This window comes from Fibrobacter sp., from assembly GCF_045112255.1.
GTDB lineage: Bacteria > Fibrobacterota > Fibrobacteria > Fibrobacterales > Fibrobacteraceae > Fibrobacter.
This window is the reverse complement of sequence record NZ_JBGUHR010000040.1, coordinates 72,039-84,266: the sequence shown is the minus strand read 5'-3', so window position 1 is coordinate 84,266 and position 12,228 is coordinate 72,039. Positions and strand designations below refer to the sequence as shown.

The window sequence follows — 12,228 nt, the reverse complement described above, 5'->3', positions numbered from 1 at the left end:
TTATGATTTTACTCGTCGCCGAAAAACCTTCCGTTGCCAATCAGCATTACAAGCCAATGCTGGAACGTATTGAGGGTGAAAAGTTTACGCAAGGCGACGGGTGCCTAATCGGCAAGAACCATTGCATCACGTGGTGTGTGGGTCACTTGATTACGCTTGCGCCGTTGGATGCCTACCCCGGTTTCGAGGGCGGCTGGCGACTTTCGAACTTGCCGCTTTTGCCCGAAAAATTCAAGCTGATGGAAATCGAGAGTACGCGAAAGCAGCTCGCGGTTGTGCGCGATATGATGGCAAGGGCGGACGTTCTTGTGAACGGTGCGGACGCGGGTCGTGAAGGTAATTTGATTTTCGACTTGATTCTCGACTACACACCGGACTTTCGCAAAAAGCAAATCAAGCGTTTGTGGGTAAACAGCTATGTGGCGAAAGATTTGGACAAGGCTTGGAAAAATCTGGAAGACGCGACGGAGCGTTTGAACTTGAGCTATGCGGCAAGGCTCCGCCAGCGTGCCGACTGGATGGTCGGGCTGAATGCGACGCGAGCATACACGCTCACTGCCGGGCGCGGAAAGATGATTTCTGTGGGGCGTGTGCAGACGCCGACGCTGAACCTGGTCGTGGAACGCGATGCGATTGTCGAGCAGTTCAAGGAACTGTTTTATTACAGCGTCGTGGGAACGTGGAAAGGGTTCCAGGCTCAGCTTGTTAGGAATTCGGAATTAGGAAATCGGAATGAGGAATTAAAAAAGCAATCCTCCCAAGACGTCATTCTGAGCGAAGCGAAGAATCCAGAAAAATCATCGGATAAAGTAAATGACAAGGGCGATTCCGCCCCGGAACAAGTCCGGGGTGACAATGAGTCCGGCATGACAGCAGAAGCGAAGGTCGCGACAGACAAACAAAGCAATTTAAAAGTTGCGATTTTTGAGAAAGAAGAGCCGGCGCAGGCTGTTATAGATAAATGCTCGCCGCCAGAAGAAGCGACAATTGCAAAGATTGACATCCAGCAGAAAAAGCAGTTCCCGCAAAAGCCGTTCGACTTGACGGAACTGCAAAAAGAGGGCAACAAGCGTTTTAAATACAGCGCCCAACAAGTCCTTGACTGCGCACAAAACTTGTACGAAAAGAAGTTGCTCACCTACCCTCGTACAGACTCGCAATACCTGCCGGACACGATGCAGCAAGAGGCTTACGCTCTTGCGCAAAGGCTCGCCACGCCACAAGAAAAATCCGTCATGCGAGACGGCAATGAAAACTTTGTTTTCATCAACTCCAGTAAAGTCACAGACCACTTTGCCATCATCCCTACGGGAGAAGAACCGCAAAACCTCCCTGAGATGGAAGAGAACATCTACAAGCTCGCAAAGGAACGCTTTGTGCAGGCATGGCTCAAGCCGTATGTCTGGAGCGAAATGGAAGTTCTGTTGGAATCTGCGAAAAATGGCGATGCCGGAACAGAGTCCGGCATGACAAATGGCGAAATCTTTAGGCTGAAGCTCAAGCGGAATGAAGATTTGGGTTTTCGCGCACTCGTCAAGGAAGAGAAAAAGAAAGGCAAGAAAAAGGGTGATTCCCGCTCGGAGGCAGGAATGACAGGTGAAGCAGCGACCGAAGGCAAGGGCGAAGGCGACGACATCACGAATATCGTCGAGACTTTCCCGGAATGGAATCTCGGAGACCACGCACCGTTCGACAGTCTAGAACTGCAAAAGAAAAAGAAGAGCAAGCCCAAGTACTTCACCGAAGCGACGCTCCTTGCCGCCATGAAAACGGCGGGCAAGCAAATCGAAAATGAAGAACTTGCCGAAGCCATGAAGGAACGCGGTCTCGGCACACCGGCCACGCAAGCAGGTATCATCGAGACGCTCAAAAAACGCGGATTCATCGAAGCGCAAAAGAATTATCTTGTTAGCACCCAACGCGGGCGCGAAGTCATCGCGCTCATGGACGAAAAAGTCAAATCGCCCGAAATGACCGGCGAATGGGAATTCAAGCTTTCGCAAGTCGAGAAAGGCAAACTCACGCCGATTGAATTCCGCGACGGCATCGTGAATTATGTCAAGGAACTCTTCGAACATCTGCATCAAAAATACGGCAGCCAGTTCGAACGCGAAACCGTTACCGACGCGATTCCCTGCCCGAAATGTTCCAGCCCGCTCGAAATTGCGCCATGGGGCTACGTTTGCAAAAACGCTGAATGCGGCTTCAAGGCAGGCCACACCATTGCCGGCCGCACATTGAGCCATGCCGAAATGGCGACACTCCTCAAAACAGGCAAGTCCGATTTGCTCAGCGGATTCAAGAGCAAAAAAGGAACAACATTCAGCGCCACGCTCACATTAGGCGATGACGGCAACATCGGCTTTGAATTCTCCGACGACGCCCGTGCCAAAACGCCGACCCATTACAAATGCCCCAAGTGCGGCAAGACGCTTTTAGATTCCGGGAACCGCCTCATCTGCGAAGGGAGCGATGTCACCACATCGAACAACGAAAATGGCGACCCGACACTCACGCCAGACACAGCCCCGACTTGCGACTTCGTTTTCTACAAGACGATTGCCGGGCATGTCATGAGCGACACGGAAATTGCAGAACTTTTCAGCAACGGCACGACCGAAATCATCTGCGGATTCTTGACCAAGAAAGGAACGACTTTCAACGCCAAAGTCGTCTGGGACAAGGATTTCAAGGCGACATTCGCTTTCGAGAATGACGGACATTTCCACGGCACCGAAACCAAGTTCAACTGCCCGCTCTGCAAAAAGAAGCTCGAAGAAAACAAGAACGCTATTTTCTGCCCAGCTTGCAACTGGACCTTGTTCAAATCTGTTGCAGGCAAGAAGCTCCGCGTGGCAGACATCAAGGCGCTCCTCACTGGCGGCAAGACCGAACTTTTAACCGGATTCAAGAGCAAGAAAGGGACTGAATTCGATGCCTACTTAAAGCTCGGCGAAGACGGTCGCACGAATTTTGAATTTGTCCACAGAGACCTCCCCTGCCCTTGTTGCGGCGACCAACTGCGTTTCCGTAGCGGCACGACCACGCAGACGCCAAACGGCGAAGTGCAAACGCTTGCGGCATACGTGTGCATGAACCCCGCCTGCAATTACGGGATTCCAAAAACATTCTTCAAGCGTGAGTTTTCTGACGAAGAAGTCGAAACGCTCCTCAAGAACAAATCTACGCCGATTCTTGAACCGTTCAAGAAGAACGACACAACGTTCAGGGCTGCGCTAGAACTGCGCGAAGGCGGGAAAATCGCGTTCAACAAGCTCACCGTGGAAGTGATTAAGAAAGGGTAAACCCTTAGACCCGCAATTATGCGGGCAGGGCCGCGCTTAGCCTATTACATTTGTAGGTTAACCTAGAAATAGCGTAGTCCTTGTTTGGAACCTCTTTTACATTTTACTATCTTTGCACTCGCAAAAAACGCGGTTAAAGCGGGTTAAAGATGAGCGAAAATTACAAATACGGATTTGTCACTGATATTGAAAACGAAGCCTTCGAAAAAGGTCTTAACGAGGATATCATCCGCAGGGCGTCAGCGCTCCGTGGCGAACCGCAGTTCATGCTCGATTTCCGCTTGAGAGCCTACGAAAAGCTCAAGACGATGGAACAGCCCAACTGGGGCGAACTTCAATTCAACCCGGTTGACTTACAGGACATCGTCTATTACTCCGCACCGAAGACCAAGAAGAGCCACGAAAAGATCGAAGACGTGGACCCGGAACTCTTGGCGACTTTTGAAAAACTCGGTATCCCGCTCGACGAACAGAAGCGACTCGCAAACGTAGCCGTCGATGCCGTGTTCGACTCCGTCAGCATTTACACGAGCCACAAGAAGAAGCTCATGGAAATGGGCATCATCTTCTGCTCCATCAGCGACGCCATCAAGGAATACCCCGAACTTATCGAGGAATATCTGGGTAGCGTGGTCCCCGCTGGCGACAACTACTTTGCGGCCCTCAACAGCGCAGTCTTTGGCGACGGCAGCTTCGTCTACATTCCGCCTGGAGTCAAGTGCCCGATGGACCTTTCCACCTACTTCCGCATCAACAACAAGGAAGCAGGCCAGTTCGAACGCACGTTGATCATCGCCGATGACGATGCAAGCGTGAGCTACCTCGAAGGCTGCACCGCCCCCGAATATTCAAGCAAGCAGCTCCACAGTGCCATTGTTGAACTCGTGGCCAAGGAAAACGCCAGCATCAAGTATTCCACCGTGCAGAACTGGTACGCCGGCGACCGCGAAACAGGCGCTGGCGGCGTCTACAACTTCGTCACGAAGCGCGGCAAGTGCCTGGGCAAGAACAGCCGCATCAGCTGGACGCAGGTCGAAACGGGTTCCGCCATCACGTGGAAATACCCGAGCTGCATCTTGCAGGGCGACAATTCCGTCGGTGAATTCTACAGCGTGGCCCTCACGAACGGCCACATGCAGGCAGACACCGGCACGAAGATGATCCACATCGGCAAGAACACCAAGAGCACGATCATTTCCAAGGGCATCAGCGCGGACTACTCCAGCAACGCCTACCGTGGCGAGGTGAGCATCCGCAAATCCGCTACAGGCGCCCGCAACTACACCCAGTGCGACAGCATGCTCGTCGGCACCAAGAGTGCCGCCCACACGTTCCCGTACATCACCGTCGCAAACGCAAGCGCCCAGACCGAGCACGAAGCTACGACCAGCCGCATCAGCGAAGACCAGCTGTTCTACTTCGAAAGCCGAGGCATCAAGCGCGAAGACGCCATCCAGGCCATGGTCGGCGGTTTCTGCAAGGATGTGTTCAAGGAACTCCCGGGCGAATTTGCGACCGAAGCGCGCCAGCTCCTCACCCTCAAGCTCGAACACAGCGTCGGTTAACGCCATTTAGAACGATTTAACTCAATCGTGGACATTTAATTCAAAAGGAAAGGGCCGGAAATTTTAGTTTCCGACCCTTATTGGTGTATATGGAGTACTTTATATATAGCATTTTTTAAATTACATAGTGTCATTTATTTCCTTTTTTTAATAAAAAAATATTTTTTCATACAAACATTGTACTTATAACTTCACAACTTAAGAACTAATAAACAAATTATAAACTGTATATAAAAAATTCTCTATAACTTTATAGAGAATTTTTTACAAATGAGTTTATTCGATTTGTCAGTTTTGGTGTATTTTGGGGCTTTTCGCTTAAATACGTCAAAAAATTAAATGATACAAATAACTTATCTTGCAACAATCTGGTGCTGAATCTGTTCTGAAAGTTCCACACTGTCGATTTCAGCAATGCACTTTAGAGCAAATTCTTCTGCCGTACCCGGTCCACGGCTCGTTATGATGTTACCATCGACTACAACGCGATCTTCCGTAAATTCACGACATACAAGTTCCTTCTCGCAGCCGGGGTAACATGTAGCCTTTCTATCCACAAGAATTCGAGCCTTGCTGAGAACTGTCGGCGCAGCACAGATGGCGAGAACCCATTTATTATCGTCATTAAGGCTGCAAATTGTGGTTTCAACAGCGGCGCTAGCCTTGAGATTCTGTACACCGACACCGCCACCCGGCAAGAAAACAGCATCAAAGTCAGTCGGTTCAAGCTTGCTCAAGGCCACATCTGACAGGATTTTCAGCCCATGAGCACCACCAACAACTTCGGCCCCTGAAACTGAGGCTACTGTCACCTTAAATCCGGCACGGCGCCACAAATCTACAGGAACCACGAATTCCGTTTCTTCAAAACCATCTGCCAACAAGACAAGTATCTGCATAAAACCTCCGATATCTTTATTTAATTATTATAGCTTTTTTTAGTTTATTTATCACATTTTTTAGTAAAAATAGCGCATTCTCAATCCATTTTTCATCCTATTCTCAGTCGGTAATCCCGTTAAATTCTATATTTGGGCTATGAATTTCAAAGATAGAATCATCCGTGCGACGGGCAAGAAAACGCCCTTCCGCCTTATTGTGGTCGATTTAACAGAGACCATGAATGAAATCGGTCGGCACCACAACGCTAAAGGTTTTGCACTCAAGCTGCTTGCAGAAAACTCTATCGCAAGCATTTTCCTCAGTGCAGGGCTTAAATTCGCAGGAACCGTTTCTTACACCACGACTTTTGGTGGCGAAATTACAAAGATTCAGACGGACTCCACTCCGATGGGTCTTGTCCGCGCCATGATTCCGCAGGCAGAACTCCAAGCTATAGGCGCAAACGAACCCGCGCTCGTGCCGCAACACGTGCAAGTCGTAAAGCTGAACGAACAGGGCAAGCGCGTTCACGAAAGCATCATCGAAGCTCCGTCCGTCTCCGTAGGCCAGAACCTCGCCACTTACCTCTTGCAGTCCGAACAGATTCGTTCTGCCGTGGGCATTGAAGCACAGTACAACGTTCAGGACCCGAGCCATCTCGACTACGCCGCAGGTTTCTACATCGAGGCTTTCCCGGACCTCGAGGATAAGGACATCAACCTGATCGAAGTCATCGTGCAAAACCTTCCGAAGTTCTGCGACATGTACAAGGCAGACAAGGGTTTTGACCTTGACGAACTTTTGGACCAGCTCCGCGGCCCCTACGACATCGAAGTCGTGCGCGAAATCGACCCGAAGCCCTTCTGCCCATGCAGCAAGGACCGCATGCTCGCAACCCTTGCAACACTCCCGCTCAAGGACTTGCAGGAACTCAGCAGCGAAAATAAGGACTTGAACGTCGTCTGCGACTTCTGCCGCACAAACTACACGATTACACCTGCGGATTTGCAAGAAATTATAGACGAGAGGAATAAATAATTCGGAATTAGGAATTAGGAAGTAGGAGTTATCTAATTAGGCGGCTCTGCCGCGATTATAAAAATTCCGCATTCCGAATTCCGCACTCCTAATTATCCTGATCACTAACCACTAACCACTAATCACTATGTTTACTAAGCAATGTGTTGTCACTCTTGACCTGGAAGGCGTTCTTGCGCCAGAAATCTGGATTGCCGTCGCCGAAAAGACGGGCATCAAGGACCTCCGCCTCACCACGCGCGACATACCCGACTACGATGTGCTCATGAAGGGCCGCATCAAGATTCTCGAACGCGAAAACATCAAGCTCTCTGACATCCAGAACGTTATTGCAAATCTCGGACTCCTCGAAGGCGCCCGCGACTTCATGGACACACTCCGCGACGAAGCACAGGTGATCATCCTCTCGGACACGTTCCAGGAATTCGCCTACCCCATCATGAAGAATCTCGGATTCCCGACGATTTTCTGCCACAATCTCGTGGTCGAAAACGACATGATCAAGAGTTACCACTTGCGCATGAGCGACCAGAAGACGAAGGTCGTAAAGCACTTGCAGGAACTCAACTTCAAGGTGTTCGCCTCAGGCGATTCCTTCAACGACACAGGCATGCTCAAGCAGGCCGATAAGGGCTGCTTCTTCTGCGCCCCCGATTCTATTGTTGCCCAGTTCCCGCAACTCGAAGCAACAAAGACCTACGCAGAGCTTTTGGACAAGTTCCACAAGTTCCAGGACTCGCTGTAAATTAGACGAGAGAACGCCACTTTGCGGCTACAGACGAAAGACGAGAGAAGCCCCGCATCCGCGGGGCCTTTCTTTTGCGTTTTTAGCAACTAATTCAAATTAGGCGTTTCCCAATCAATCCATTCAGACTTCTTGAAGCTAATCGTCTGCGTGTTCTTGGTATAGTCAATCTTACCCGTCTTGGCATCCTTGCCTAGCAAGAACTTGTTGATAAAGTCCTTCACTTCGTCAAATTGCCCATTCGGAAGTTGGCAATGTCCATGACCGCCTTCTTGGCTGTAAGTGTAATTTTCGCTCACGCCGAGCGCGTCGAAGACTTCCTTGGAAGCTTGTCCGCAATAGTTCGACGGAACCTCGCCAAGCCATTCCTGGCCAGCATTGTCAATCACAAGAAGCGCACGCGGTGCCACCATGCTCACAAGCATATGCTGGTCGAACGGGAGCGTATTTTCCTTACCGTCATAATTCTTGAAGGAGGAAATCATCCACTTGCCTTCGGTACCGGCGCTTGCAAGCCCCTGAACAAACTGTTTACCCTTCTGCTTGTTCACCTGAGCGCCCACACGCCAAAGCGATGCGCCACCAGAACCGGATTCCTGCGGGATGGTAAGCGCAATGCGTTCGTCGAATGCGCCCACGGCAAGCGTTCCCTTGCCCCAGCGAGAGCAACCCGTCATGGCAAGATGCTTCACATCAATACCCGCATCTGGAGTCTTTTCGAGAGCATCGATAATGCGGCTCACGCCCCATGCCCAGGCAATGATCGTGCCCTGGCCGCCGTTATAAAGCTGGAAGAACATGCCACCGCCGCTTTCAGGAGCGACATCGTCCGGGTTGAACGTAATCATGGCGATGTCAAGGCCGTCAGTTGCCTTACCGAGGCTTCCGCAACCGCCCATCATGCCGCCGCCAAAACCGATGAGAGCCGGCTTCGGCTTGTCCTTGGTGCCGGCGTTGCTGATTTTCACGGAGAACTTGCCGGATTTACCCTTATCTGTTACGTTGATCGTAAGCGTTCCGTTAGAATAGCTACCTTCGACCTTTTCAGGATTGCGCGGCTTTGTACCGAACATGAGCTTTTCGTACATGGCGCCGATTTCTTCACGGCGGCACTTCCAGTCGGCCTTGGACGAAATGCGCGTACCATCAAGCTTTTTGAACGGATCCGGGAGTTTTGCATTGTCCACGCTCGACGGGATATTGCCAATCTGGCATTCGCTGCGGTGGTCTTCGACAAATTCATTCACCGGAGACGGCGGCGGTTCAGTAGCACTCGAACTCACCGGCGCTACAGCAGAACTCGATTCAACCGGAGGTTCCGCAACAGAGCTGCTGGAACGATGTCGATGTACGCTTGAGCTAGAGCCTTCAAGCCCAGAGCTTAGCGATGCAGAGCTAGAAGAACCTTCGACAGGTCCAACACCGCTACTGGACAAAGTCCCGTCCATACCGCTTGATGGAGATTGCAGATTGTCCGAAGAACTGGACTCACCCGCATCTTCTGCGAATGAGCTAGAACTAGCACCATCGTCAGGCGCTTCGCTCGAAGAGCTCCAATATCCCTCAAGACATTCAGGTGTTAAACATTGCACGTCTGATGGCAATTTGTCATCACCGCACGCCAATAAGCCAAAGGCAGCTACTGCCATAGGCATTAGTTTCATCCACTTATTCATTGTATACCAACCCCAACAACAGCCGAGAATTCGGCAAAATTGTTGTCCTTAAAATTAATCTATTCTAAAAAAACAAAACCCGATGTAATAATATTTTTGTTGTAAGAGTTACAACAGCCTAGAATCATCCCGAATCCTTTTTTCCGATTTTTCACGACATTTAGGCCAGGGAACGCATTTTTTGTCTTATTTTTGGCATATTTCCAAAAAAAAAGACGCTTAAGTATCAAATTATTAGATAAATTGAGAATGATGGATCAGGCTAAATTTACAACTAATCAGGAGCACATTGTAAATGTGCTCCTTAAGAAGAATCCAAAGCTAGACGAAGGGATTCTCAGAAAAGCTATAGCCTTTATTGCCGATGCCCACGATGGTCAATACCGCAAAAGCGGCATGCCCTACACAGAACACCCATACGAAGTGGCCAAGATTCTTGCGGACTTAAAGCAAGACCAGGCAACGGTACTAGCAGGCTTATTGCACGACGTGGTGGAAGACACCCCGCATACCCTCAGTGAAATTTCAGAACTTTTTGGCGAAGACACGGCTTTCATGGTCGATGCGGTGACAAAGATTACCGCCGTCCAGGAGGCAAGCAAGACGGCGCAAAAGGCAAGCACCTACCGTAAGCTCATTACGGCCATGGCGAAAGACCCGCGCGTCATCATGATCAAGATCGCTGACCGCATCCACAACATGCGCACCATGCGATACATGAAGCCCGAAAAGCGAAAGATTATTGCCCAGGAAACGCTCGATATTTACGTGCCGCTCACCCATAGATTCGGTCTATACAAGCTGAAAACCGAACTCGAAGACTTGAGCTTCAAGTACGTAAATCCGGATGAGTACCAGAAGCTCGTTGACGCCCTCATCGAGAACAAGGAAAAGCGCGAAAACTACGTACAATCCGTGATCGGGCCGCTCCAGATCAAGATGGCCCTCGAAGACTTCGACTGCACCATCCAGGGACGCACCAAGAATATATACAGCATCTATAACAAGATGATCGCACGCGGTTGCGGGTTCGAAGACATCTTCGACATTTTCGCCATCCGCATCATCGTCGAGACGATTCCGGAATGCTACCTCGCTCTGGGTTACGTACACAACCTCTGGACGCCTTTGCAAAGCCGTTTCAAGGACTACATCGCAACCCCGAAGCCAAACCTTTACCAGAGTATCCATACAACGGTCATCGGTCCTGAAAACAAGATGGTCGAAGTCCAAATCCGCACAAAGGACATGGACTTAACCGCCGAAAAGGGATTCGCCGCCCACTGGGCCTACAAGATGGAAACGCAGCACGAAGGCGAAGAACTCGCCTGGCTCGACCACATGGTCAAGCTGCAATCCGAAATCTCGGACTCCAAGGAATACCTCGACTTCTTGAAGGTGGACTTGAAGCCCGAAGGCATGACGGTGTTTACCCCGAAGGGCGCTTCGATTGAACTTCCCGAAGGCGCCATCGTTTTGGACTTTGCATTCGCTGTGCATTCGGAACTCGGCCTGCACTGCATCGGTGCCCGCATTAACGACAAGGTCGTGAGCCTTGACGAACCTGTACCGCACGGCGCTACCATTCAGATTTTAAAGAGCCCGAACCAGGAACCAAGCCCGGAATGGCTCAACATGGTAAAGACCATCAAGGCAAAGCAGGAACTCCGCAAATGGATGAAGACAAGCATCATCATCCAGTCCCGCAGCCTGGGTAAAGAAATCTGGACACGTGAACTCCGCCTCCTCAAGATCGAAAAGGACAAGAGGCCAAAAGACGAAGCCATTCTACAGTACTTCGGCATGACGAGCCTCAATGAATTTTTCGAAAAGCTAGGTCAGGGCGAACTGCCGCTCCAGGACATCCACCGCTTCTTGAACGGCGGAAACGACATTTCCAAGGAAACGACAGCGCTCCGCTTCTACCCGAAATTCGGAAAAGACATGGACAACACGCTCACCGACGAAATGCCGTTGATGATCGGTCACGAGACCAGCCTCCTCATCCATTTCGCAAGCTGCTGCGGCCCTGTTCCGGGCGATAAGATTGTCGGCGTGATGCGCCCGCAGATCGGTATCGAAGTCCACAAGAGCGATTGCCCTTGCCTCAAGGACTTACCGACCGACCAACGCCTGCCCGTTGACTGGAGCGCCGATGTCACAAAACCATTTACAACGCACCTCACGATTGAAACAGACAACCGCAGGAACTTGCCGTTAAGCATCCTGATGGTTCTGAAAGACGAAAACCTGTCGCTGGATAGAATGAGCATCGCCAGTGCCCAGTACACTGGACGCATCCGCATGGAATTCAAGGCATTCCGAAAGGACCAGGTCGATGCCATTGTGACCAAGATAAGGCAAGTCGAGGGCGTCAGAGGGGTTGAAAAAGCATGATATCGTCCCTACACCATTGCGACTACACACAAAAAAACCGTGCGTTCAACTGCCGCATGAGGAATCGCTATTACGAAGAAGTGTATTACGCGTTCCGTGCGCTGTTTCCGAACGAAATTGCAGAAGTCAAGGAATCTACGCCAGAAGAAAACAATGCATGGTACCAGCATTTGAGCAAGGACATCAAGCGTTATGAACGCCTTCTGATGACATGCCTCGAATATGCGCAAGCTGCGATTTTCTACGGCAAGGCGGAAAATTCTTCGCTTTACTCTAAGGACAAACGCTGGGGTATCTTGCAAGAAGAAATTTTCCTCGTGCACTTTTTGCAGGAACTGCTTTCGACGACGCGATATGTCATCGCCAGAATCGATACGGACAAAGTGTTGCAGCAATGGAGTGGGGAAATGCAGGGCATGAAATCGAGTCCTGTCGTTTACGGTTTCGTGAGTGATATTCAAGGCAAGTTGAATACCATGAACGCAGGCACCATCGATGAATTTAAGGACTTGTTGAAACACGTTCTGGACCGTTTCCAGATTGCCAACACGCTATTCGGAACCGTCCAGGACTTGCAGAACTTTTATTAGACGAAAGACTAAAGACGAGAGACGAAAGAT

General features: G+C 50.4%; 8 protein-coding genes. 6 read left to right on the top strand and 2 right to left on the bottom strand.

The window, feature by feature from the left end; genetic code table 11:
* Positions 1-2: 2 nt before the first annotated feature.
* Both ACJMM9_RS04985 and sufB read left to right on the top strand, forming a co-directional pair.
* A complete protein-coding gene (locus ACJMM9_RS04985; RefSeq protein ID WP_405324393.1) occupies positions 3-3,305 on the top strand; it encodes a DNA topoisomerase in 3,303 nt (1,100 codons plus the stop codon).
* A gap of 149 nt (positions 3,306-3,454) precedes the next feature.
* Positions 3,455-4,870 carry a Fe-S cluster assembly protein SufB gene (gene sufB, locus ACJMM9_RS04980; RefSeq protein ID WP_405324391.1) on the top strand — a complete coding sequence of 472 codons (1,416 nt, stop codon included), beginning with the start codon at positions 3,455-3,457 and terminating at the stop codon, positions 4,868-4,870.
* 353 nt (positions 4,871-5,223) lie between these two features.
* On the opposite strand, the gene ACJMM9_RS04975 is transcribed toward sufB, so the two are convergent.
* Positions 5,224-5,769, bottom strand: coding sequence for a DJ-1 family glyoxalase III (locus ACJMM9_RS04975; RefSeq protein ID WP_405324389.1), 546 nt, complete (start codon positions 5,767-5,769; stop codon positions 5,224-5,226).
* Positions 5,770-5,908: 139 nt separating this feature from the next.
* On the opposite strand from ACJMM9_RS04975, the gene ACJMM9_RS04970 reads away from it, so the two are divergent.
* Entirely contained in the window at positions 5,909-6,790 is an 882-nt protein-coding gene (locus ACJMM9_RS04970) for an Hsp33 family molecular chaperone HslO (RefSeq protein ID WP_405324387.1), read from the top strand.
* A 127-nt stretch (positions 6,791-6,917) separates the two neighbouring features.
* Positions 6,918-7,535: a bifunctional phosphoserine phosphatase/homoserine phosphotransferase ThrH gene (gene thrH / locus ACJMM9_RS04965; protein WP_405324385.1), complete on the top strand. Its 618-nt coding sequence runs from the start codon at positions 6,918-6,920 to the stop codon at positions 7,533-7,535.
* Between the two features lie 89 nt (positions 7,536-7,624).
* Here the strand turns inward: thrH and ACJMM9_RS04960 are convergent, their stop codons facing one another.
* The gene (locus ACJMM9_RS04960; RefSeq protein ID WP_405324383.1) at positions 7,625-9,190 is read right to left on the bottom strand and encodes a hypothetical protein; all 1,566 of its coding nucleotides are present in this window, start codon (positions 9,188-9,190) and stop codon (positions 7,625-7,627) included.
* Positions 9,191-9,460: 270 nt separating this feature from the next.
* On the opposite strand from ACJMM9_RS04960, the gene ACJMM9_RS04955 reads away from it, so the two are divergent.
* Positions 9,461-11,608: a bifunctional (p)ppGpp synthetase/guanosine-3',5'-bis(diphosphate) 3'-pyrophosphohydrolase gene (locus tag ACJMM9_RS04955; protein ID WP_088640187.1), complete on the top strand. Its 2,148-nt coding sequence runs from the start codon at positions 9,461-9,463 to the stop codon at positions 11,606-11,608.
* On the top strand, positions 11,605-12,198 hold the full coding sequence (locus ACJMM9_RS04950) for a hypothetical protein (RefSeq protein ID WP_088640188.1): 594 nt from the start codon (positions 11,605-11,607) through the stop codon (positions 12,196-12,198). Before ACJMM9_RS04955 ends, ACJMM9_RS04950 begins: the two co-directional genes overlap by 4 nt.
* The last annotated feature ends 30 nt before the right edge of the window (positions 12,199-12,228 follow it).